The organism is Kribbella pittospori (assembly GCF_004331465.1).
Classification (GTDB): domain Bacteria; phylum Actinomycetota; class Actinomycetes; order Propionibacteriales; family Kribbellaceae; genus Kribbella; species Kribbella pittospori.
This window is the reverse complement of the sequence record NZ_SJKB01000002.1, coordinates 17,195-38,699: the sequence shown is the minus strand read 5'-3', so window position 1 is coordinate 38,699 and position 21,505 is coordinate 17,195. Positions and strand designations below refer to the sequence as shown.

The window sequence follows — 21,505 nt, the reverse complement described above, 5'->3', positions numbered from 1 at the left end:
ACCATCGTGCGGCCAACTGGCTAGTGCGGCGTCAGCGTCAGGGTGACTGTGCGGTTCTTCGCGGCGTTCCGGAACAGTGGTTGGCCCTGGTCGCCGGACTGCATGGCGAAGGCGGTGAGCGGGAGCCCGGAGGCGGCGCTGAGCTCCTGTGTGGCGGTGCGCGCGCGGAGGAGCGCCGTACGCGATCCGCCCGAGGTGCTGCTGCCGGGTACGACGACCGAGTAGCCGGTCACCGTGATCGCGGCGTCGAGACCCGGCAGTCGCTTGCCCAGGGCAACCAGTGCGTCCTGGCGGCCCGGGCCGAACTCGGTGCCGGCGGAGAACAGGCCTTCGGCGAACAGCACGCGCACCGTGCCGGAACGGCGCTGCACGACCACACCAGGCCCGGCGACCTTGCGCTCGATCAGCTCCAGCTTGTTCGCGACCGCAGCAGCCGACGCCTGTCGCTCCGCTTCCAGAGCGGCCAGCTTCCGGGCCAGCTCTGCCGCCTCCTGGTGACCGCTCGTGTCCACACTCGGTGTCGCCGTCGGCTGGACCTCCTGCGTCGGCTGAGCGACCGGCTGATCGTCGCCGCCGAATACGGCGATCCCGCCAACCACAACCGCGACTGCCGCCACGCCTGCGACTACTCCCACCAGTGGCAGCACCGGCCGGGACGCGCGACGGTGCCCGAGGATCGACGCCACGGTCTTGCGCCCCGCGGCGGCCGCGGCGTCGTCCGGCGCGGTCTCCTGCACCCGCGACCAGTAGCCGTCCGCCTCGGACCACTTCTTCTGCTGCGCCCGGATGCGCGCGAGCAGGTCCAGCACCTCAGGTGTGGCCTCACCCGTTTCGTCGAGCTCGACGAGCAGCGCAGCCGCGCCGTCGAGGTCGCCGCGGCGGGCGGATTCGGCCGCCCGGCCGAGGGCGAGCTGCCGCTGGAGTCCGGTGAGTACGGTCATGGCTTGATCAGTCCGAACACCTTGTCCTGCTCATCGCGCGGCAGCAACCGGATCAGCTGCTGCACAACGCGTTCGAGCGTCCGCTCGTCTCCTGCGCCGATCGCCTGGTGGCCCTCGCGCACGAGGTTGTCGACCTCGCGCGTGGCCGGCAGCAGGCCGGGCTGCTCGACGAGTGCGTAGAAGAGCCCGACCTGCCAGCCCGGCTGCCGTTGTTCGAGCCGGATCATGAACTGATTGGTCCGGTCGATCTGCGCCTGCACCGCGGTCAGGTTCTGATCGTCGATCGCCCGCTGCGCCTGGTTCTGTAGTTCGGTCAGCTCCTGCTCGTCCCGTGCGGCGCCGGTCCGCGTGACCAGTTCGCTGGCCTCGGCCAGCAGGTCGAGCAGCTCCCGGGTCCGCTGCGGCAGCTCAGCGAGTTCCTCGATCTCGTCGAGCTGGGCATGCAGGTCGCGAAGACGATCCTCCGCCGTGGCCGCCGCGCCGGCATCGGTCGCGGCCGCACGCACCTGTTCACGAGTGGTCTGCAGCGTCTTCTCGGCCTCCAGCCGCTCGAGCCGATCCCGTACGGCGGGCAAGTCGTCCGCGGCGCGGGCGGCCTCGAGCCGCCGCTCGGCCACGGACAGATCCTGCTGCAGTACGTCGGCGCTCGGCGTCGTGATGGAGTCCAGGTCGATCTCGGCCTCGAACTGTGCCTGGATCAGCTCGACGTCGGCCACGACGGTGACCAGGTTCGACGCGTCGACCTCGAAGGTGACGGCGACCTCGGTCCCGGCCGGCAGGTCGATCCGCAGGTCCAGCGGCCGGATCTCCAGCATCCCGACCTGCCGGTTCCGGTCCGCCCGGGCCCGCTCGCCCTGCACCACCGGAATCCGGATCAACGCCTCGTCGTCGCGGCGCTGCAGCGCGTGCGAGGTCCGGAACTTCTCCTTCACCTTGGTCGGTACGCCGACGCCCTTGCGCAGCAACGGCGAGAAGGTCCGGTCGGCCAGCTGGATGCCGAGCGAGTGGGTCAGCCGCGCGCCGCCGAACTCGACGTCGCGATGCGTGATCGACAAGGTGTTCGGGTTCAGCTTCCGCGGTGCGCCGGTCGGGTCGAACAGCTCGATCGTGAACCTCGAGGTCCGGCGCTCGTCGATGACGACCTCGGTCGCGAACGCGCCGACCCGGTTGAGGGCGATGTTCGCGGACCGGTACGGCGGCCGGCCCTCGGGGTTGGCGAGGACGACGGAGTACCCGGTCCAATCGTGGTCCTGCCCGGCCCGCAGCCGCCCGGCCACCGTCGGGGTGATGGTCGTGACACTCGGCTCGTAGCTGAGCTGGACCGCGAACCCGCCGGCCGCGGGTGCGGCGGACGCCGGCGCCGGGTGCCGGACCGTACTGGCGAACACGGCCGCGCCGCGCGCCACCACCGTCGACGGATCCAGCCGGGTGTCCAGCTCGATGCCGAGGCCTCGGGCCGGATCCGAGAGCAACTCCCGCAGGCCGGGGGACAGGGTGACACCGCCGACCAGCAGCAGTTTGTCGATCGCGTCCGGCGCCAGCCCGCTGTCCCGCATCGCCTCGCGGCACAGGTTCATCGCGCGCACGTAGTACGGCTCCGCCACCCGATCCAGCTCGCCCCGGGTCAATGTGTACTCCAACAGTTCGGTGTCCCCGGACCCGCTGTCGATCTCGACCATGACAGGCACCGACTCAGCCCGTGAGAGCGCGATCTTCGCGTCCTCCGCCGCGGCCTTCAGCCGGGCGAAGTTCCGTGCCCAGGTGCGGTCCTCCCGGCTGAACTCGCGCACACCGACCGCTTGTGCGGCCGCCGGTGCGAGCACCTTGTCGACCAGCGCCCAGTCGATCAGCTTTCCGCCCAGGTAAGAATCGCCCGCGTGGTTCAGCACCCGGAGATCACCGTCGCGCTTGCTGACCACCGCGGCATCGAACGTCCCCCCACCGAAGTCGAACACCATCCAGTACGCCCGGTCGTCGGTGTCATGGAACCCGTACGCGAACGCGGCGGCGGTCGGCTCCTGGACCAGCGGAGATCCGGCCGCGAACCCGGCCAAGGTGGCGGCCTCGACGGTGGCCTTGTTCTGGTTCAGGGAGAACGCCGCCGGCACCGTGATCACGGCCGCGGTCGGCGCATCGGTGTTGAGGTACATCGCCGCGTCGGCGCGTAGCGCCTTCAGCACCTCCGCGGACAGTTGCGGCGGCGTGAGCCGGGTGCCGGCCTTCGCGAACGTCCGGCCGGCATCGGCCAGCCCCATCTCCAGCTTGAACTCGGCCGCGGCGTTGTCCGGATCGATCTCCACCCGCTCCCGCGCTCGCGACCCGACCATGACGATTCCGGGCTTCGGGATCCAGACCGCTGACGGCGTGGTGTCCTGACCGAGGCTGTTCTTGATCGCGCGCACTGTGTCGCCCTCGGCGACCGAGATGGCGCTGTTGGTGGTGCCGAGGTCTATGCCGAAGTCGATCGTGTCACGCATGGCTGTCCTTGAGGTCGGTGGATGCGGTGGGTACGGCGACGATCACCTGCGCGGTCTGGATCCGCCGGTCGTGGTGATAGACGGCCGGCCGGACCGTCTCGAGGATGGTCTCGGCGGTAGCGTCCGGGTCCTCGGAGTAGACGAGCACCTCGACCGACCGACCGGCGTGGAACGGTTCGCCGTCGTGGTCCTGCACGGTGAGCCCGGCCTCGGCGAGTGCCTCGGCACAGGTGCGCAGGTAGCGCGCCGCCTGCCGGCCCTGGGTCTCTTGTTTGCCTTGGGCAAGTTTTCGCTGGGCTCGCCAGAGATTGGTCGCCGCCTCGGCCAGGGCCGCGTCCGCGGCGTCGTCGTCCGCCGCCGCCGGTGCGGCGGGCTGAAGCGTCTGCGCGAGTTCGGCGAGGTAGCGGTCGAGGTCGTCGTACTCGACGCCGGACCAGCGTGGTGCCTCGATCCGGAAGGCCTTGTGCTGCCGCCATTGGCGGACCCCGAGCCAGGTCATCCCAAACCTCCGGTGAATTGTTTGCCGTCGACCCGATGGACCAGGCAGAAGGCGTAGATCGTTTGCTTCGGGTCCTTCCACCATTCGGCGCCCGGCCAGCCGACCCTGGTCGTGTAGCCGGGCAGGGCCGGGATGGTGTCCGAGCACGCGTGCCTGGCTTTCGCGTAGACCGCGGCGTCGCCCGGCCACTTCTCGCCCGCCTTGTACAGGACCGGGTAGCCGAAGACCTGCGCCCAGTGCTTCACGCTGCACCGCACCACCGCGACCTTCGGAATGGTCTTCGCGTCGACGCCGGACTTCGTCTGCAGGCAGGTCCCGACCGGCGCGTTGTTCGCGATCTTGTCGGCGTACAAGTCCATCGCGACCGCCTTCGGGGTGGTCGGCGCGTCCGGCTTCGCCTTCCGGCCGGCCGAAATCTCCTGGCCGTCCCTGCGATGCAGCACACAGGACGCGTAGTTCTCGTACTCGTTGTCGTCCTTGCCCGTGTTCCAGTACTGCGCCCCGGCATAGACCTCGTTGATGTCGTACTCGGCCGGCTTCAGCCCTTGCTGGATGAGCATCTCGCCGCACTGGAAGGTGGCGAGCGCCGCCGCCTGGTCGTTCCCGGGGTACGCCGCCGGCACCTTGGTGAGCTGTACGTACCCCAGCACCTCGCCCCAGTGCGGTTCGTCGCAGTCCCGCCCTTTCAGGTCGGTCGCGTTGTCGAGCCAGTCGTCGGCCTGCTTGTCCAGGCAGGTCCCCGGCTCGGCGTTGTCCGCGATCTTGGACTGATAGACGCTGACCTCCTGGCCGAACGGTCCCCAGCGCACGACGCCGAAGACGATCGCGGCGGCCACCAGCAACCACAGCAGCACCCGGCCCCGCCGTCGCCCGCCCGGCCGCCTGGGTTCCGAGTAGTAGTTGTGAGACCGCGGCGCGGATCCGCCGGGCCGGGACGCCGGCTTGCTCGGCGGACGCCGCGGCGGCTCCCGGCGCTCGCGCCGGAAGTTTCCGGCCGAGATCTCCGCCAGCATCCGGTCGATCTCAGCCCGGACCGACGGTGCGTCGATCTCGCGCCGGACCTGCCGCAGCATCGCCTTTGCCGCAGCACTGCCGCGCATCGTGTACAGCAGGAAGACCTGTCCCCGGAAGTCGGCCATCGCCTTGGCGCTCTCCCGCACCATCTGCCGGTTCTCCTGGATCAGCGCCGCGTCCCGTGGATCGATCACCAAGCCGGCTGCCCGGTTGAGCCACTCGTCGGCCCGGCCGTCGGACACCTCGCCGCGGTCGAGCAGTTTGACTGCGCAGTTGTTCAGCAGGATCGCGATCTGGTCGTGCAGCTCCGCGGTACGGCGGTGCCGTTTCGCCGGCACGATCGAGTCCAGCCGGGTCAGCCGCGGCAGCAGTTCGCGTTCGATCTCGTCGACGATCGGGTCCGGATCCTCGTCCTGGATCCGCCGGCCGATCGAGGTCCGGCGCTCCTCCAGTTCGGCGTACAGCGGAGCCGCCGCGGTCTCCAGCATCCGGTCGGCCAGTTGATTGGCATCTGGGAAGCGACTGGCGTGGTCGCGGTGCCGGAACCCGTTGGCCGTCGCCGCGACCGCCAGGTCGATGCACGGCTTGATCAGTGTCCGGGGCAGCTCGCTGCGGATCTCCTCCACGGCGGACGCGGTCAGCTGCCGGTCGTCCAGCTCGAGCACCCGGGATGCCAGGTGTGCGCCGAACTCCTTGCTCGCCAGCACCTTGGTCCAGGTCTTGCCCGCGATGGTCCACAGCTTGTCGAGCTCCACCTGACTTTGCTGCTGGTCCAGCTCACCGTGGATCGCCTTCGCATGAAGGTCGATTGCGGTGTCGTGACGCTGGTGGGCGGCCTCGGTGCAGCCGCAGGCCTCGAGATCGTTGCCCCAGCGCGCGAACACCTCATGCACCAGCCGGCGCCGGGGATCGCCGAGGATGAGATCGCAGGCCGCTTGGATCTCGTCGGGATCCCGCGAAGCGGTCGGCCCGAGGTCCACGTCGGCGCCCACCTCGAGCGCCGCGCGGACCCGCTGCACAACCTGCCGGGCGGTACGCCGGTCCACACCGGCGACCAGACCGCTCACCCGGAAGGCGTTCCGCCGGTAGAGCCCAGTCCCGGCGAGCCCTCGCAGCTCATCGGCGATCGGATCCGCCACCAGCTCACCCCCAGGTCAAGTCGGTTCGCCGGACCGTTGCCCGGCTCACCAACCACCTTTCCACCCCGGGAAGCCGGTCCGAACCGGAATCAGGACCGTCTGGACCCACCTTGGACCCGCGGTGGACGCACCCTGGACCGAACCTGCACCCGGACGGGTGGATCAGGGCCTGGTCGTTGCCCGGGACAACCCGGGACGCGTCAGGACAGCAGCAGGGACGCGAGGATGCCGAGGGTGAGCGGCAGCGTGACGGCGATCGCCAGCCGGCGGCCGCGACGGTTGCGCCGGCGGATCGTGGTGCGGTCGATCGTCGTCGCGCAGGGCTCGAAGCCCAGCGAGTCGGCCGGTGCGAAGAGACCGCCGAGCCGATCGAGCATCGACTGAGCCGACGTCTGCCGGCCGGCTTCCTGGACGACACGACGCCGGAGGAACTCCCGGGGGTCGCCGCTCGGGAGCGTGAGCCCGGGCGGCAGCGCGCGCTGCACGACGGCGTGGGCGGCGGCGATCCGCCGTGACCTGCTGATCGAAGGCGGGAGGATCAGATAGGCCAGGTGGACCAGGGACGCGTAGTCCCCGAGCAGCAGCGCCTCGATCTGCGGTTCTTCCCGGGTCGGTCCCTGGATCGGTCCCGGGACCAGCGGCGTCTCGACCGTGGCGGACATGCAACTCCTCGTTTCGGCGTACCTCACCTCCAACGAGCCAATCCCTGACCGGTCACGCACCCGTCGGCTACCCTCGGGCGCATGAGCAGTGACGACGGGGTGGCGGGGCGGTGGGATGGCGTTGATGTGCATTTCGGGGAGGCCGGCGGGCGGCTGACGTACGGCAGCTATCTGCGGCTGGCCGAGCTGCTGGACCAGCAGCGGCTCGAGTCGGATCCACCCGCGCACGACGAGTTGCTGTTCATCACGATCCACCAGGTCTACGAGCTGTGGTTCAAGCAGGTCCTGCACGAGCTGACCGCCTCCCGGGACGCGATGCTGTCCGGTGAACTGTGGCTGGCCGAGCACCTGCTCCGCCGGGTGCACACGATCGAGCGCACGCTCACCCAGCAGGTCGACATCCTGGAGACGATGACCCCGCAGGACTTCGGCGAGTTCCGGCACCGGTTGTCTCCGGCCAGCGGGTTCCAGTCGGTGCAGTTCCGCGAGATCGAGTTCCTGTCCGGGGCGAAGGACCCGTCGTTCGTACGCCGGTTCCGCGGCCTGACCGAAGTGGAGAAGGAGCGTCTCGGCCGGCGGCTGGAGGAGCCGACCCTGTGGGACGCGTTCCTCGTCGTCCTCGAGAAGGCCGGCTTCGGCACCGACACCGAGGACTCCATCCGGGACGCGCTGCGCAAGGTCGCCGGTGACCGCAGCCACTACGCCGCGGTCTGGGAGCTCGCCGAGGTCCTGCTCCAGCACGACGAGCTGGCGGCGGCCTGGCGGGCCCGGCACGTGGTCATGGTCGAGCGCATGATCGGCACCAAACCTGGCACCGGCGGCTCCTCCGGCGCCGGCTATCTGCGCAGCCGGTTGGATCTTCGTTACTATCCGTTGCTTTGGGATCTGCGTACGACCCTCTAGTCTCACCGCGCACGGAGCCGATGAACGGCCCGATGAAGGGATGGCGCGGTGAAGCTCTACTCCGACGTGGGGACGCAGCGGTTCCGGCAGGTGCTGGGCGATCTGCTGCTGGTGGGCTGGGTCTGGTTATGGGTCGAGGCCGGTCTGCTGGTGTTCCGGATCACGAACGCACTCGGGGCGCCCGGCCGGAAGGCGGCTGAGGCGGGCGACGGGCTCGCGGGCGACCTGCGCCGGTTGTCGGAGCCGATGGGCAAGGTGCCGGTGGTCGGCGACCAGTTGCGGTCGCCGGTGGACGGCGCCGCGGCGGCCGCGGGGAAGCTGGCCGAGGCCGGGAGAGACCAGGCACATGCTGTGGAGCAGCTGGCGTACGTCCTGGCCGGAGTGACGATCGGGATGCCCGTGTTGTTGGCGTTGCTGATCTGGCTGCCGCCGCGGATCCGGTTCTCCCGGCGGGCGACCGCGGCGCAGAAGTTCATCGACAGCGACGCGGACCTGCAGTTGTTCGCGCTGCGGGCGATGGCCAACCAGCCGATGCACAAGCTCGCGAAGATCTCCGACGACCCGGTCACCGCCTGGCGCGAGGGCGACGCCACCGTGATCGGTCAGCTCGCCAACCTCGAACTCCGCAGCACCGGCCTGCGAGCGCCGGCACAGCTCCAACTGGAGTGACGAAGCTACGCTCAACGCATGGCGCGGGTGTTGCTGGTCGAGGACGATGACGCGATCCGGACGTCGCTGGGCAAGTCCCTGACGGCGGCCGGTCATGTCGTCATGGCCGTCGCCTCCGGCGCTGATGGCGTCGCCGCGGTTGCCCGCGATCGGCCCGACGTACTGCTGCTGGATCTTGGTCTGCCGGATCTGGACGGCCGGGACGTGCTGGCCATGGTTCGCGCGGTGAGCGACGTACCGGTGATCGTGGCGACGGCCCGGGACGATGACGCGAGTGTGGTCCGGCTGCTCGACGCGGGCGCGGATGACTACGTGATCAAGCCGTTCAGTTCGGCGCAGATCGACGCGCGGATCCGGGCAGTACTGCGTCGCCTCGGTCAGGGCGGCGAGCAGGGCGAGTCGACGGTCGATCTGGGCGCGTTGCGGATCGACCCGCGGAGTCGCGAGGTCACGGTGGACGGTTCGCCGGTCGACCTGACCCGCAAGGAATTCGACCTGTTGCTGGCGTTGTCCCGCCGGCCAGGTGCGGTGGTGAGCAAGCGCGAGCTCTTGGCCGAGGTCTGGGGTCTGCCGTGGGGTGGCGGCGACCGGACGGTCGACGTTCACCTGTCCTGGTTGCGGCGCAAGCTCGGTGAGACGGCCGCGGCGCCGCGGTTCCTGCACAGCGTCCGTGGCGTCGGGATCAAGCTGGCGTCGGGAGACTGACCATGCGCCGCCGGATCCTGTTCCTCTCGGTCGGCATGACCACCTTGGTCGTGCTGGCGTTCGCCGTACCGCTGGTGTTGCTGATGCGCAGTACGACGGCCAACGAGTCGAAGGAGCGGGCGCGGTACCGGGCCGAGGCAGTCGCGTACTACGTCGGCGACAGGCGCAACAGCGCCGACGACATCACGGCGTACATCGAAGGGCTCAGCAAGGACGGGCCCGGCACGATCTCGGTCCGCCTTCCCGACGGTACGACGCTCGGCGACCCGCCACCGGGTGGGGTGCCGGCGCCGAAGCCGCTGCCGGCCGACTACGACGACGACGATCGGAGGGGTCCGCCGCAGCTCGGCGATGTGGACTATCGCTCGATCGACGACGGGATGGCGGTCGAGGTCGCCGTCGGCACTCCGCAGGGTCCGGCCTCGGTCTGCCTGTTCCTGACCAACGACGAGTTGTACGACGGTCTCACCCCGCGTCTGCTGATCCTGATCGGCGGCAGCCTGGCCGTACTCCTGCTCAGCATCGTCGGCGCCGAACTCGTCTCCCGCCGGCTCGCCCGCCCTCTCGAGGAGACGGCCAATACGGCGGAACGCCTGGCGAGGGGTGACCTGGACGCCCGCGCTCCGACCACCGGCCCGGCCGAGGTGGCCAAAGTCGGTGCCGCGCTCAACGGTCTGGCCGACCGCATCGACGAGGTGATCGCGGTCGAACGCGAGGCCGTCGCCGATCTGTCCCACCGCCTGCGTACGCCGTTGACCGCGCTCCGGCTCCAGGTCGAGGCCCTGCCCGACCGTGAGCGCGCCGAGGAACTGAACATCCAGGTGACCAGCCTGGAACGGACGCTGACTGCCGTGATCAGCGCGGCCCGGCGTCCGCAGCGCGAAGGCCGGGTCCCGCACTGCGACGCGGTCGAGGTGACGCGCAGCCGAGCCGCGTTCTGGGAACCGCTGTTCGAGGACCAGGGCCGAGAGCTCGCCCTCGATCTCCCGGAGCCACCCGCCATGGTGCGCTCATCGGCCGAGGACCTCGCCGCCGCGCTCGACGCGTTGGTGGAGAACGTCGTCGCCCACACCCCGGACGGTACGCCGGCCCGGATCACGCTGACCCGGGAGCAGAACGTCGTACGGATCGCCGTCGCGGACAAGGGACCGGGAATCCCGCTCGGAGCCGGTGAGCGCGGCCGCAGCGACCGGGGTTCCACCGGACTCGGGCTCGACATCGCCCGCCGGTACGCCGAAGCCACCGGCGGCCACCTCACCATTCACGCCAACGAGGTCGTCCTGACCCTCGCCGTTCCCTGATCAGAGCGGGTAGACGCGCGCCCAGCCGACGTCGAAGTACGCCTTCTGCATTGTGCAGCCGCAGAAGTTGTCGAGCTGGATCGTCTGGTGCATCGGCCCGGGCGCCTGCACGTCGGGATCGGTGTCGTGGAACCACACCTGCCCGTCGATGTACCCGGTGAGTCCGTCCGGAGCCCATTCGAAGCCGTAGTTGTGCCACTGGGCCAGGTCCAGCGATCCCGAGTGGTACTCGTCCTGGATCACCTCGGAGTCGGTCGGGTGATGCATGAAAGCGGTCGCCGAGGTGTCGCCGACGTTGACCTCGAAGTAGTCGTACTCGCCGCCCTGCGGCCATTCGTCGGAGTCCGGCCAGGTGATCAGCACCGGGTGGTACGCGTGCCCACTGTTGCCGTCAGCAATCACCCGCGCCCGCACCTCCCAGCGGCCGTACTTCTGGCCGAGGTCGGACGCGAGGCCCGCGGTGTCCCCGTTGGCGTAGCCGGTCTGGCGCAGGTACCCGTCCTGCACCGTGTTCGTGTAGCCGCAGCGCTGACCGTTGCCGGCATGCCCGGGCCAGCATCCGTCGACGCCGCCGTAGATGGCCCACCTGCTCTCGTCGGGAGCGCCCGTGTAGTCGAACTCGTCACTGGCCGGCAGCGGCGTACCCCAGCCGTAGTTCCCGGCCGCGGTGTCTCCGGCCGGCTGGGCCTGGGCGGCGGGGGCGAGAGCTGGTGGGCTGCTGACACCTTCAGGACAACAGGAAGCGGGGCGGCTCGCCCTTCAGGGCGTTGTTGGACCTGAGCCAGACGGCGGTCTCGGCCGGGCGCCGGCGCGCGATCTCGGACAGCAGGAGGTCGCGGGCCCGGGCGGCGGTCTCGGTGTAGTCGGACTGGCTCTCGCGGACCACTTCGGCGTCGGTCGCGACCCAGACGGCGTACAACTCGGCGTCCGACCACTTGGCCAGGTCGGCGTCGATGATCTGCTGCTCCGAGGGCGTCCTGGTCCGCTGACGTGACCTGACCAGGCCGATGGCAAGGATCCCGGCCGCGATCACGACGGTCCCGAACACGATCAACGCGACGGACAGCGACGCCTTGACCAGGGCCAGCGCGATTCCGGCCACCGCGACCACGCCGATCGCGACCGACCAGGTCACCATCGGTCCGGCTGGTCTGGGCGCGGACGGACGCTCAGCCACGACGTTCTCTCCTCCTCGGGCACCACTCACGGTCCTGTGTATCCCGCTCACGGGGCGTAGCGGGTGCTCGGAGGGCGAACGACACACGATCTCAAAGTTTCCTCAGCATGCTCGTCAAAACCAGGCCCGCTCACTGCGCCCGCAAGGCCTCGTAATCCTTGGCGGTGAGTGGCTTCGTGGTCAGCGCGCCGTCCGCCAGCAGCGCCTCCACCGGTACCCCGTTGTGGGAGAACGTCACCTCGTCGACGGCCGGCAATGCGGTCACGGACAAGACGATCTGCCCGACCGCCAGGACGTTCTCGGTCGCGGACCGGCCGCCGGTCTCCCCGGACAGTTCGAGTACGACGCTCTTCGCCTGGACGTGGATCACGCTCAACGTCAGTCCCGGCTGCAGGGCGGACGTGAGGCCCGCGGCCTGCTCGGTCGCGGTCGGTCCGTCCTGCAGACCCTGGAGTACGGCGTTCATCAACTCGGTCGACGTCGTGCTCGCCGCCTCCCGGTTCAGCGCGACCAGCCGGTCCCGCCGGACGAAGTTCACCTGGACCGTCGCCTGTCCGGACGTCGCCGGGGTCGGTCCTGTCGTCGGCATGGTGGGATTGCGGAGCCGGGACGGGAGCGACCCGGGATCGATCGGCGCCGGGTCGTCCTGGACCGGAACCCCACAGCCGGCCAGGACCAGAGCCGCTGCGATGGCCACGGCGATCGCCTTCATGACCGCACCGCCGGCAGCCGCACCACGAACCGCGCGCCGCCGGCCGGAGCCGCCGAACACCAGACCGCACCATCATGGATCGCTACCGTCTCCGCAACGAGTGCCAGACCGAGACCTGTCCCCGACGACGATCCGCGTTTGGTCGCGCCGGTGGCGAACCGCTCGAACACGCGCTCCCGATCGTGTGGCGGGATCCCCGGGCCGGCGTCGTCGACCAGCACCAGGACGTCCTCGTCCACCCGGGCGACCTCGACGGAGGTCAGCCCACCGCCATGCGTCTCCGCGTTCTCGAACAGGTTGCGGAACAGCCTGCCGAGGCGAGGCTTGTCGGCCTTCACGACGATGTCCGTCCTGCCGCGCAGCAGCGTGGATTCGCGGCCGACCTCGCCGAGGACCTGGCGCAGCAGTTCGCCCAGATCGACGGTCGTGCTGGGCCGCTGGTCGAGACCGCCGTCGGACCTGGCCAACTCGAGCAGGTCGTCGAGCAGCCGCCGGAACCGTTGCAGGTCGGCGGTGACGAGGTCCAGGGCCCGCTGTGACCGCTCCGGCAGTTCGTCGCGTCGGGCGTTCAGGAGGTCGACGCTGCCGACGAGGGTGGTCAAGGGGGAGCGGAGTTCATGGCTGACGTCGGCGGCCAGCCGGGCGTCGCGGTTGATCCGCTGCTGCAACGTGTCGACCATGCTGTTGAAGGACCCGACGATCGTGGCGAGCTCCGGATCCTCCGTCGCCGGCAGCCGGGTGTCGAGCTCGCCGCCGGCGATCGACGCGGCGGTGACGGCGACCCGGTTCAGCGGCGTGACGACGGATCGGCTCGCCCAGAGCCCCAGGGCGGCACCCAAGGCGGTCGCCAGCGCCGCACCACCCATCAGGATCCCGCTGAGCAGCCGCAGGTTCCCGTCGAGCTCAGTGAGGGGAGCGATCTCGTAGAACTGCCCGTTGACCGATGGCAGCGGCACCCCGACCACCATGTACGCCTCGTCGTCCGACCGGAACCGCTGACTGGCCGGACGGCCGTTCGCGATCTCTCCCAGCACTCCACCCGGTACGGCGTCTCGTCCCTCGTCGAGCGCGGACGCGTACCACTGGTCCCGCCAGCGCAGGATGATCGAGTGACCCGCCGGGGTCCCGGCCGCGGTCAGGACCGCGGAGACATCGGCGCCGGCACTCGACAGCCGGCGCTGGACGTACGCCGCATCCGCGAACGTCTGGTGCTGGACGGCGTTCTCCCGCTGGGCGAGCAGGTAGCCGCGGGCGAGGAGATAGGTGCTGATGGCAAACACAGCGGAGACGAGCAGTGCCACCACGGCGAACGCGAGCACCAGCCGGTGCCGCAGCCCCAGGGCGTGCAGGCCGAATCTCATCGCGGATCCAGCCGGTAGCCCATTCCCCGGACCGTGGTCACGAGTTGAGGTCGTCCGGGATCACGCTCGACCTTCGTGCGCAGTCGCCTGATGTGAACGTCGACGATGCGTTCGTCCCCGTAGTATCCGTGCTCCCAGACCGAGGCCAGCAGCGCCGACCGGCTGAGCACCCGGCCGGGTGGCGAGGCGAGCTCGACCAGCAGCCGGTACTCGGTGACGGTCAGGGGGACGTCCTTGCTGTCCAGCCGGACCGCGCCCCGCGAGGTGGACAGCACGAGCCGCCGGCGCGGATCGGAGTCGAGCACGATGTCGGGCTGGGCCGCCTCCGCGCTGGTCCGCAGCCGCCGGCGCAGAGCCCGCAGTCGCGCGGTGATCTCCTTCACCTGGAACGGCTTGGTGACGTAATCGTCTGCACCGGCCTCCAGACCGGCCACGATGTCGTGGGTGTCGGAGCGCGCGCTGACGATCACGATCGGGATGTCGCTGATCCGGCGGATCTCCCGGATACAGGTGTAGCCGTCGATCTCGCCGAGCATCAGGTCGACCATCATCAGGTCCGGCATGGCCGCCCGTGCCTGATCCAGCGCCGTCGGCGTATCCGCTGCCTCGGCGACCTGGTAGCCCTCGTCCTCGAGGGCGAGCCGCAGTACGGCCCGAATGCGATCGTCGTCCTCCACGATCAACACCTGCATCGGCACCGGCACATCCTCGCAACTCCGACCGCCGTTGTGACGGGCTGGGCACCGCATGTCATCCGATCGTAAAGAAGGACCACCACCGATCTCAAAGTCCGGGGCGCAGGGTTGTACCAGTACCACAACTGCATCGGAGGACCCGTCGATGACCGAGATGACCCACGGTCCACTTCCCCAGAAGGCCATCGTCACGTTGTCCGACACCGACCTGAACGGCGGCCTGACCGCACTGCGCTGGCGACTGCGTGGGCTCGTGATGGAGGGCGTGTGCCTGGTGGTCGTGGATGTGTCCGACCTGGGCCAGATCTCGTCCACCCTGCTGGCCGAACTGCTCGACACGCACCGCACCTGCCGCCGTCGTGGTGGTGGGGTCGTGATCCGGCACGCCAGCCGGAAGATGACCGACGTACTGCGCCGTACCGGCCTCGACAAGGTCTTCGAAGTCGAGGCTGCGTGACGGCGAAGCGCTGCAGACTCCCTACGTCATCCGCCCACTGTGAGGACCGCCGACCGCTCATGAGCCACTTCGACCGCGACCCGTGGGTACCGGGTTATGTCGACGTGACCATCGTCGAGTTCGCCGCTCACACCGCCTACCTCGATCCGCGCAGCGGCACCGGGTATCTGGTCACCCCGCGTCCGGAGACCGATGTCGCTGCGCCCGAGGACCCACTCGTGCAGGCTGTCTGGTCGGACAGCCTGCACGATCCGGGTCGGGTGGGCGGACTGTCGCTGAACTCCGCGGACCGGCGGGAGGCCTTCGACTACCTGCGGGACGAGGGCTGGCTGCCGTTGCTCGACGACCAGGGCGAGATCGAGCCGGCCGGCTGGACCACCGACGGCCGCCAGGCGCTCTGTCTGTACGGCACGCCCACGTCGGGCCGGCCCTGCCTGGAGACGCTCAGCCGCTCGCTGACGGCCCTCGACATCGCAGCCGGCCTCGGCACCCGGTCCCGGCACTGCTGAAATTGTTGCCAGCAGCAATCAGGGCTCAGTAGAGGACGGGGTTCAACGGGCCGTCGGGGACGGTCCCCGGTGCGCGGTTGTCGAGGAAAGCGGCGAGATCGCCCTGCTGGAAGGGATTCGCCGGCGGCGCGATCTCGATGGCCGCGTCCATGTAGATCACGGTCATCACCCGGCGGGGCGTCGTACTGGAGTTGCCCGGGGCGCGGTGGATCGTCCAGCCGGAGTGGAAGCTGACGTCCCCGGTCGCGTACGGCGAATCGTCGACGCGGAACCCGGACTCGGTCACGAAGGTGTCCAGCATGGCCTCGGATTCGTCGCTGATCTCGAGCTCACGGCCGTACCCCGACAGGTGGCTGCCGGCCGCGAACGTCAGCGGACCGAGCTCCATCGGGGTGTCCTGCAACGGGACCCACGCGGTGACGGTGCGGTCCGTCGACAGCGGCCAGTAGTGCTGGTCGACGTGCCACGGCGTGAAGCCACCGCCGGCCTCCTTGTAGAGGGCCTGGTCGTGGTACAGCCGCACGGACGGCACGCCGAGAAGCTGGGCTGCGATGCCGGCGAGGCGGCGGGAGAAGACGAACTCGCGGACCGCGTTGCTGTGCCGCCACAGGTTCTCCACCTGGAGGAACGCGCGGCTGTAGGTGTCGCGTTCGGCCAGCGGCAGGTGCTGGGTGTTGATCCGGACGACCTGCTCGGTGATCTCGGGCTCGTAGTGCGTCACGACGTCGGGGCTCAGTACGCCGCGCAGCTTCACGTAGCCGTCGGCGGCGTAGTTGTCGACGTCGCCCGGACTGACGGCGTACGGCTGGTCGAGTTCGGTGGCGGTGGTGGTCATCGGGCCTCCCAATCGGCGATCGGTGACCAGTTTCGGCTGGCGGGTGCTCGGGGTGCCACGCGTGCAGCGGCCAAAACCGGTACTCTGCTGACCACTTGAGGCGGGTTGATGGTGGATCGGCGTCGGCAGAGTACTGTTCTGGCATGCGGCCGACGTACGAGCACATCCCTGCCTCGCCGCATCAGTCGTGGCATCTCGGGCTGCGGGCGGAGCCGCGGTTCGGGTTCGACTGGCACTACCACCCGGAGTACGAGCTGACGCTGATCGTCGCCGGATCGGGCCGGCGCTACGTCGGTGATCGGGTCGCCGACTACGGTCCCGGCGATCTGGTCCTGCTGGGCGCGGAGACACCGCACACCTGGGAGTCGGAGGCGGCCGGGTGGCATGAGGCCGTGACCGTGCAGTTCCTGTACGACGCCTTCGGTACGGGGTTCTTCGATCGGCCCGAGTTCCACGGCGTACGGCGCCTGCTGGCCCGATCCGGCTGTGGTCTGCGCTTCGACGATGCCGACGGTGTCCCGGAAGCCATGGTTGCCCTGAGCAACACCACCGACGCCGCTCGCGGGACACTCGCGGTCCTCGAGATCCTGGTGACTCTCGCCAGTCAGCCGGCCGAGACCATCGCGACCCGTTCCCTCGTCACCAACGTCGACGCCGCCGCCCGGGACCGGATCGACCGCGTGATCGGCCTGGTACGTCGCGACTACGCCGAACGCCTCGCCATCGGCGAGGCCGCGGCGCTGGTCTCGATGTCACCCGACGCATTCAGCCGCTTCTTCCGGCGGCACACCGGCCGGACATTCACCGACTACGTCAACGACGTACGGCTCGCTGAGGCGTCCCGCCGACTGGTCGAGTCGGATACGCCGATCAGCGCGATCGCGACCGGCTGCGGCTATCCCAACCTCTCGCACTTCAACCGCCGCTTCCGCGCGCAGAACGCGATGAGCCCCCGCGACTTCCGCAACCACTTCAGTTCCGCCGCAGCACGCCGAGGGTGAGGACGAGACGCCGGCAGACCGGGTCTGAGCTGGCCGGCTCAGACCCGGTCGGTGGGACGTCAGGTGGTCAGGCCCACGGGTCGAACGGGATCCCGGCGGGCTTCGACGCGTTCAGGAGGTTGCGGAAGCGGTCGTCCTTGTCGGTGGTCTTGATGGTCGCGGAACCGAAGTCGGCGTTCATCAGCGTGTCCCGCAGGCCGGTGCTGGGCCAGCCGTTCCAGTCGACCAGCGGGGGATAGCGCCAGTTGTGGTAGTGGTTCTCCGGCGGTTCGTCGTTGCTGTTGGCGAGCCGGAAGAAGTGCGTGCTCGCGCCGTCCTTGTGGTAGACGACCTTCGGGTGCGAGCCGTCGAAGCGCACCTGCGACCGGGCATAGGTGACCTGACTCGAGTGCTGGGTGGTGGTCACGTACTCGACCTGGTTGGCCGACTGGTTGATCCAGGAGATGACGTGTTCGAAGTCGTGCCGGTGGCCGCCGAGGCTGCTGCCGGGCACGGCCTGGTCCTTCTCGAAGTAGCTGGCGTAGATGACCGCGCACCAGCCGTTGTTGCACTTCGACCGGGCGTACGTCTGGGAGTTGTCGAGGTCCGACTGGTCCCGGCAGTTGCCGTTGACCGCGCCGGTCGGGTTGAGACCGGGGTTGAGCGTGCCGTCGGACCCGATCGCGGGTACGGCGTAGCAGCCGTCGGTGTCGTAGTCGTACGCCGGTGAGAACGACTGCTCCCATCCACCGGCGTTCTGCGGGAGATGCGGTGGCGGAGCGGCGTACGCAGCCACCGCGGTGGTGACCATCAGCGTTGCGGTGCCGAGCACGACACCGAGCAGTCGCCGGGTGCGCGTGCGTCGTCGGGGCGGGGGAGAATCGGGCGTCATTCTCTCTCCTTCAAAGGGGCGGATGATGCTGTGGGGCGTTCGGACATGACGACCGGAAGCGCATCCACTTGACGATCTGATGACGGCAGGAACGGGCGGCGCAGTCTGAGCATGTCCCTCGGATGACGAATGCTGAAGGCGCCTTGAGCGTCGCCGGATCAGGTTGTTACGTTCAACTCGCGGTCCGGCCGTTCTCCCCCGTAACGGCCGGCCGCATCTTAGGCCTCCGCCACCTGATTCTGACCGGCAGTGCGGCCCCCGCGAGCATTGCGACTGCGAGTACGACGTGCAGCCAGACGTCGGCCGGCCCGATCGGCACCAGATCCGCGATCACCGGCGCCGGGTCCAGCTGTCCGTAGGTCAGCAGGATGACCATCAGTAGTCCCGCGCCCGCCAGGAACGCGCGGCAATGCCGCGCGGATCCCGCCATCACCAACGCGGTTGCTCCGAGAGCCAGCTGCAGGATCGCACCCACCACGGACACGTGAAAGACCCCGAACAACAGCCCTTCGGTGCCGATACTCATCCGCGCGACCCCGAAACAGGCCAGCGAGATGAACGCTCCCGCCACCCACAGCGCAACCCCCTGGGTCGCTGTCGGAATGGAGTGCTGAGCCGATCTGTACTCCATGAGATCTCCTCACACCGGGCGGCCGTGCGGAATGACAATCCTACGAACCCGGCGGCAACTCCGCGCGCGTCTGCGGAGAGTCGTCACGCAGTCTCAAACCCGGCTCAACCTGACGTTCACCTGGACGTTGCTGGAGGCAACAAGCCTTGAGCGCTACTCGGGGCCGACGGCACGCCGTTATGATCCGGACGTGTCGACTCCGGTGCTCGCCACCAAGTTGTTTCCGCCGGCCCGGCGGTCGGAACTGGTTGTGCGTCCGCGGCTTGCCGACCGGTTGGACCGCACCCTGGACCGCGGTCACCGACTCACGCTCATCTCGGCGCCGGCCGGCTTCGGGAAGACCACGCTCCTGAGCGACTGGGCCGCGGGCCAGGAGCGGGTGGGATGGCTGTCCCTCGACGAGGGCGACAACGCGCTTCCGCGCTTCTTCGCCCATCTCTGGGCGGCGCTCGCCGGCATCGGTCTGGACCTGGATCCAGCGGCGTTGGACGACGCGCCAATGATCGCGGTGGTCAATGAACTCGTGCGCGCCGGGCAGCAGGCACCGGACAGCCACTGGCTGCTCGTGCTGGATGACTACCACGTGATCAACACGCCCGAGGTGCACGAGGCGATGACCTTCCTCCTCGATCACGCGCCGGACCAGCTGCATCTGTTGGTGACGACCCGCGCCGATCCGCCGTTCCCGCTGTCGCGGCTGCGAAGCCGCGGGCAGTTGACGGAGGTGCGGGCCGCGGAGCTGCGCTTCGCGCCGGCGGAGGCGGGGGAGTTCCTCAACGAGATGATGGGCCTGCAGCTGACCGAGACCGACGTACGGGCGCTGGAGGAACGGACCGAAGGCTGGATCGCCGGTCTTCAGCTGGCTGCGCTCTCGCTGCGCGGGATGTCGGACCGTGGGGACGTCGCCGAGTTCATCGGGGCCTTCACGGGCAGCCACCGCTTCGTCATCGACTACCTGGTGGACGAGGTCCTTGCCCGGCAGGACGAGATGGTCCGGGACTTCCTGCTCCGCACCGCGGTCCTGGACCGACTGACCGGTGACTTGTGTGATGCGGTCACTGGCGGGACGGGCGGTGGCCAGGTGCTGGAGGAGCTGGACCGCGGCAACGTGTTCGTGGTCCCGCTGGACGCGGAGCGCTCGTGGTACCGGTACCACCACCTCTTCGGAGACGTCCTGCGCGCTCGCTTGATGGCCGAGCACCCGGAGCAGCTGCCGACACTGCATCAAGCTGCGAGCGCTTGGTACGCCGCGCACGATCTGGTCGCGGACGCGGTCCACCACGCACTCGCCGCTGGTGACCACGACCGCGCCGCCTACCTGATGGAAGAGGCGGTGCCGGAGTTGCGGCGCGCGCGGCAGGACAACCTGCTGCTGGACTGGATGCGGTCGCTGCCGGAGTCCGTCGTACGGCGGAGTCCGGTACTGAGCATCGTGTCCGCTTGGTCGCTGATGACGACTGGTGACCTGGACGGGATGGAGCACCGGCTCGATGATGCCGAGGCGGCGCTCGCGGCCGGTGCGCGGGACCAGGCGCTCGCGGCTACGTGGGCCGACGTCGAGGACCTGCGGACCGCACCGGCGACTGTGTGGGTCTACCGGGCTGCACTGGCTCAAGCGCGGCACGACGTACCGGCGACTGTGCAGTGCGCCCGGCGGGCGCTGGAGTTGGCGGGCGCCGAGGACCACTTCGTGCGGGGAGCCGCGTCCGGGTACCTCGGTCTGGCTGCGTGGGCGGCCGGTGACGTCGAGGAGGCCTTGGCGACGTTCTCGGAGGCCGTGCGCAGCCTGCACGCGGCGGGGAACCTGATCGACGAACTGGACACCACGGTGGTGCTTTGCGACATGTGGATCACTGCGGGCCGTCCGCATCGGGCGCGTCGGCTGTATGAGCAGGCCCTGGCGACCGCGACCGGAGGCGGCGAGCCGTACCCGCGGGCTGTCGCCGACCTGCATGTCGGACTGGCCGAGCTGGACCGTGAGCTGGGTGATCTGGTCAGTGCGGAGGCCCATCTGGAGACGGCGAGGGTGCTCGGCGAGCGCAGCTCGATCACCGAGAACCGGCACCGCTGGTACGTCGTGACAGCCCAGGTGTGCGTCTCGACGGGCGACCACGCCACCGCCAGGGAGCTGCTCAACCATGCGGCAACGCTGTACCGGCCCGGCTTCTACCCGGACCTCCGCCCCATCGCCGCCCTGCGAGCCCGCGTGGACATCGCGGCGGGAGACCTCGCGGCGGCATCCGAGTGGGCGGACGACTACGAAGTCACCGTGACCGGTGAGGCGTCGTTCCTGCACGAGTACGACCACCTCACGCTCGTCCGGCTGCTGCTCGCCAGCGGCACCGCGCCACTGGGCGACGTACTTGCGCTGCTGGACCGGCTGTACGCCGACGCTGAGCAGACGCGCGCAGGCAGTCTGCTGGAGATCGGCATGCTCCGAGCCCTCACCCATCAGGCGCGCGGGCAACGGCCGGCGGCTCTGGCCGAGCTGGATGCGGCTCTGTCGCGAGCACCGGAACCGGACGGCTATGTGCGCCTGTTCCTCGACGAAGGCGCCTCGATGCTTGCCCTGCTCCATGAGGCCGCGTCCGTGCAGGAGGGTGGTGAGTACGACGTACTGCGCAGGCATGCTCGTCGACTCCTCGGCACCGGCGCTGCCGGCGTACCTGCGCGTGGAGCACTCGCCGATCCGCTCAGCGAACGCGAGCTCGAGGTCCTGCGCCTCCTCGACAGCGAGCTGACCGGTCCCGAGATGGCCCGCCGGCTCTTCGTCTCGCTGAACACCCTGCGTACCCACACCAAGCGCATCTTCACCAAGCTGGACGTCAACAGCCGATCGGCTGCCGTCCGCCGCGCTCGCGAGCTCGGCCTGCTGTAGCACTCACGTGTCCCGCGCGGACATGTCACATCGTCAGTCACCACATGTTGTGACGCCCGGTCGCCACC

Annotated in this window: 21 protein-coding genes; 8 read left to right on the top strand and 13 right to left on the bottom strand. The window is 69.5% G+C overall.

The genetic code is table 11. The features are described from left to right. Window positions 1-20: 20 nt before the first annotated feature. From E0H73_RS06670 to E0H73_RS06650, 5 genes are all read right to left on the bottom strand, one after another. A complete protein-coding gene (locus E0H73_RS06670) occupies window positions 21-941 on the bottom strand; it encodes a hypothetical protein (protein ID WP_131352612.1) in 921 nt (306 codons plus the stop codon). Then, on the bottom strand, window positions 938-3,418 hold the full coding sequence (locus tag E0H73_RS06665; RefSeq protein ID WP_131352611.1) for an Hsp70 family protein: 2,481 nt from the start codon (window positions 3,416-3,418) through the stop codon (window positions 938-940). The genes E0H73_RS06670 and E0H73_RS06665 overlap by 4 nt, the downstream gene beginning before the upstream one ends. Further along, entirely contained in the window at window positions 3,411-3,917 is a 507-nt protein-coding gene (locus tag E0H73_RS06660; protein WP_131352610.1) for a nucleotide exchange factor GrpE, read from the bottom strand. The genes E0H73_RS06665 and E0H73_RS06660 overlap by 8 nt, the downstream gene beginning before the upstream one ends. After that, complete coding sequence (locus E0H73_RS06655; protein WP_131352609.1) at window positions 3,914-6,070, bottom strand: hypothetical protein; 2,157 nt, start codon at window positions 6,068-6,070, stop codon at window positions 3,914-3,916. The genes E0H73_RS06660 and E0H73_RS06655 overlap by 4 nt, the downstream gene beginning before the upstream one ends. A 200-nt stretch (window positions 6,071-6,270) precedes the next feature. Beyond that, window positions 6,271-6,732, bottom strand: a complete 462-nt coding sequence (locus tag E0H73_RS06650; protein WP_131352608.1) for a hypothetical protein — start codon at window positions 6,730-6,732, stop codon at window positions 6,271-6,273. A gap of 81 nt (window positions 6,733-6,813) precedes the next feature. Here E0H73_RS06650 and E0H73_RS06645 point away from each other — a divergent pair, with 81 nt between their 5' ends. From E0H73_RS06645 to E0H73_RS06630, 4 genes are read left to right on the top strand one after another with little or no spacing between them, the layout of a single operon-like run. Continuing rightward, the gene (locus tag E0H73_RS06645) at window positions 6,814-7,635 is read left to right on the top strand and encodes a tryptophan 2,3-dioxygenase (protein WP_131352607.1); all 822 of its coding nucleotides are present in this window, start codon (window positions 6,814-6,816) and stop codon (window positions 7,633-7,635) included. Window positions 7,636-7,683: 48 nt separating this feature from the next. Next, window positions 7,684-8,304 (top strand): hypothetical protein, encoded by a 621-nt coding sequence (locus E0H73_RS06640; RefSeq protein ID WP_131352606.1) that lies wholly within the window; start codon window positions 7,684-7,686, stop codon window positions 8,302-8,304. Window positions 8,305-8,322: 18 nt separating this feature from the next. Next, a complete protein-coding gene (locus E0H73_RS06635; RefSeq protein ID WP_131352605.1) occupies window positions 8,323-9,009 on the top strand; it encodes a response regulator transcription factor in 687 nt (228 codons plus the stop codon). A 2-nt stretch (window positions 9,010-9,011) separates the two neighbouring features. Then, on the top strand, window positions 9,012-10,310 hold the full coding sequence (locus E0H73_RS06630; protein WP_131352604.1) for a sensor histidine kinase: 1,299 nt from the start codon (window positions 9,012-9,014) through the stop codon (window positions 10,308-10,310). On the opposite strand, the gene E0H73_RS06625 is transcribed toward E0H73_RS06630, so the two are convergent. From E0H73_RS06625 to E0H73_RS06605, 5 genes are all read right to left on the bottom strand, one after another. Then, window positions 10,311-10,817 (bottom strand): glycoside hydrolase family 16 protein, encoded by a 507-nt coding sequence (locus E0H73_RS06625; RefSeq protein ID WP_165555521.1) that lies wholly within the window; start codon window positions 10,815-10,817, stop codon window positions 10,311-10,313. A 220-nt stretch (window positions 10,818-11,037) separates the two neighbouring features. Next, window positions 11,038-11,487: a hypothetical protein gene (locus E0H73_RS06620; protein WP_131352602.1), complete on the bottom strand. Its 450-nt coding sequence runs from the start codon at window positions 11,485-11,487 to the stop codon at window positions 11,038-11,040. Window positions 11,488-11,617: 130 nt separating this feature from the next. After that, the gene (locus E0H73_RS06615) at window positions 11,618-12,199 is read right to left on the bottom strand and encodes a GerMN domain-containing protein (RefSeq protein WP_131352601.1); all 582 of its coding nucleotides are present in this window, start codon (window positions 12,197-12,199) and stop codon (window positions 11,618-11,620) included. Next, on the bottom strand, window positions 12,196-13,560 hold the full coding sequence (locus tag E0H73_RS06610; RefSeq protein ID WP_131352600.1) for a HAMP domain-containing sensor histidine kinase: 1,365 nt from the start codon (window positions 13,558-13,560) through the stop codon (window positions 12,196-12,198). The genes E0H73_RS06615 and E0H73_RS06610 overlap by 4 nt, the downstream gene beginning before the upstream one ends. Next, on the bottom strand, window positions 13,557-14,252 hold the full coding sequence (locus E0H73_RS06605) for a response regulator transcription factor (protein WP_238163919.1): 696 nt from the start codon (window positions 14,250-14,252) through the stop codon (window positions 13,557-13,559). The genes E0H73_RS06610 and E0H73_RS06605 overlap by 4 nt, the downstream gene beginning before the upstream one ends. 148 nt (window positions 14,253-14,400) lie before the next feature. Here E0H73_RS06605 and E0H73_RS06600 point away from each other — a divergent pair, with 148 nt between their 5' ends. Both E0H73_RS06600 and E0H73_RS06595 read left to right on the top strand, forming a co-directional pair. Continuing rightward, window positions 14,401-14,712, top strand: a complete 312-nt coding sequence (locus E0H73_RS06600) for an STAS domain-containing protein (protein ID WP_131352598.1) — start codon at window positions 14,401-14,403, stop codon at window positions 14,710-14,712. Between the two features lie 59 nt (window positions 14,713-14,771). After that, entirely contained in the window at window positions 14,772-15,221 is a 450-nt protein-coding gene (locus E0H73_RS06595; RefSeq protein ID WP_131352597.1) for a hypothetical protein, read from the top strand. Between the two features lie 25 nt (window positions 15,222-15,246). Here the strand turns inward: E0H73_RS06595 and E0H73_RS06590 are convergent, their stop codons facing one another. Next, window positions 15,247-16,056, bottom strand: a complete 810-nt coding sequence (locus E0H73_RS06590; RefSeq protein WP_131352596.1) for a phytanoyl-CoA dioxygenase family protein — start codon at window positions 16,054-16,056, stop codon at window positions 15,247-15,249. Between the two features lie 143 nt (window positions 16,057-16,199). Here E0H73_RS06590 and E0H73_RS06585 point away from each other — a divergent pair, with 143 nt between their 5' ends. Continuing rightward, window positions 16,200-17,057, top strand: a complete 858-nt coding sequence (locus E0H73_RS06585; protein ID WP_131352595.1) for a helix-turn-helix domain-containing protein — start codon at window positions 16,200-16,202, stop codon at window positions 17,055-17,057. Between the two features lie 67 nt (window positions 17,058-17,124). Here E0H73_RS06585 and E0H73_RS06580 read toward each other — a convergent pair whose 3' ends face one another. Together E0H73_RS06580 and E0H73_RS06575 are read right to left on the bottom strand one after the other, a co-directional pair. Further along, the gene (locus E0H73_RS06580; RefSeq protein WP_131352594.1) at window positions 17,125-17,928 is read right to left on the bottom strand and encodes an NPP1 family protein; all 804 of its coding nucleotides are present in this window, start codon (window positions 17,926-17,928) and stop codon (window positions 17,125-17,127) included. A gap of 172 nt (window positions 17,929-18,100) precedes the next feature. Beyond that, a complete protein-coding gene (locus tag E0H73_RS06575; protein ID WP_131352593.1) occupies window positions 18,101-18,559 on the bottom strand; it encodes a DUF4383 domain-containing protein in 459 nt (152 codons plus the stop codon). 190 nt (window positions 18,560-18,749) lie between these two features. Between E0H73_RS06575 and E0H73_RS06570 the strand changes: the two genes are divergently transcribed. Beyond that, window positions 18,750-21,437 (top strand): winged helix-turn-helix domain-containing protein, encoded by a 2,688-nt coding sequence (locus tag E0H73_RS06570; RefSeq protein WP_131352592.1) that lies wholly within the window; start codon window positions 18,750-18,752, stop codon window positions 21,435-21,437. The last annotated feature ends 68 nt before the right edge of the window (window positions 21,438-21,505 follow it).

Bases quoted from the DNA above. Each gene is read 5' to 3' on its own strand.
- E0H73_RS06670 (WP_131352612.1), bottom strand. From the start codon at position 941: ATGACCGTACTCACCGGACTCCAGCGGCAGCTCGCCCTCGGCCGGGCG.
- E0H73_RS06665 (WP_131352611.1), bottom strand. From the start codon at position 3,418: ATGCGTGACACGATCGACTTCGGCATAGACCTCGGCACCACCAACAGC.
- E0H73_RS06660 (WP_131352610.1), bottom strand. From the start codon at position 3,917: ATGACCTGGCTCGGGGTCCGCCAATGGCGGCAGCACAAGGCCTTCCGG.
- E0H73_RS06650 (WP_131352608.1), bottom strand. From the start codon at position 6,732: ATGTCCGCCACGGTCGAGACGCCGCTGGTCCCGGGACCGATCCAGGGA.
- E0H73_RS06645 (WP_131352607.1), top strand. From the start codon at position 6,814: ATGAGCAGTGACGACGGGGTGGCGGGGCGGTGGGATGGCGTTGATGTG.
- E0H73_RS06635 (WP_131352605.1), top strand. From the start codon at position 8,323: ATGGCGCGGGTGTTGCTGGTCGAGGACGATGACGCGATCCGGACGTCG.
- E0H73_RS06630 (WP_131352604.1), top strand. From the start codon at position 9,012: ATGCGCCGCCGGATCCTGTTCCTCTCGGTCGGCATGACCACCTTGGTC.
- E0H73_RS06615 (WP_131352601.1), bottom strand. From the start codon at position 12,199: ATGAAGGCGATCGCCGTGGCCATCGCAGCGGCTCTGGTCCTGGCCGGC.
- E0H73_RS06610 (WP_131352600.1), bottom strand. From the start codon at position 13,560: ATGAGATTCGGCCTGCACGCCCTGGGGCTGCGGCACCGGCTGGTGCTC.
- E0H73_RS06605 (WP_238163919.1), bottom strand. From the start codon at position 14,252: ATGCAGGTGTTGATCGTGGAGGACGACGATCGCATTCGGGCCGTACTG.
- E0H73_RS06600 (WP_131352598.1), top strand. From the start codon at position 14,401: ATGACCGAGATGACCCACGGTCCACTTCCCCAGAAGGCCATCGTCACG.
- E0H73_RS06595 (WP_131352597.1), top strand. From the start codon at position 14,772: ATGAGCCACTTCGACCGCGACCCGTGGGTACCGGGTTATGTCGACGTG.
- E0H73_RS06590 (WP_131352596.1), bottom strand. From the start codon at position 16,056: ATGACCACCACCGCCACCGAACTCGACCAGCCGTACGCCGTCAGTCCG.
- E0H73_RS06585 (WP_131352595.1), top strand. From the start codon at position 16,200: ATGCGGCCGACGTACGAGCACATCCCTGCCTCGCCGCATCAGTCGTGG.
- E0H73_RS06580 (WP_131352594.1), bottom strand. From the start codon at position 17,928: ATGACGCCCGATTCTCCCCCGCCCCGACGACGCACGCGCACCCGGCGA.
- E0H73_RS06575 (WP_131352593.1), bottom strand. From the start codon at position 18,559: ATGGAGTACAGATCGGCTCAGCACTCCATTCCGACAGCGACCCAGGGG.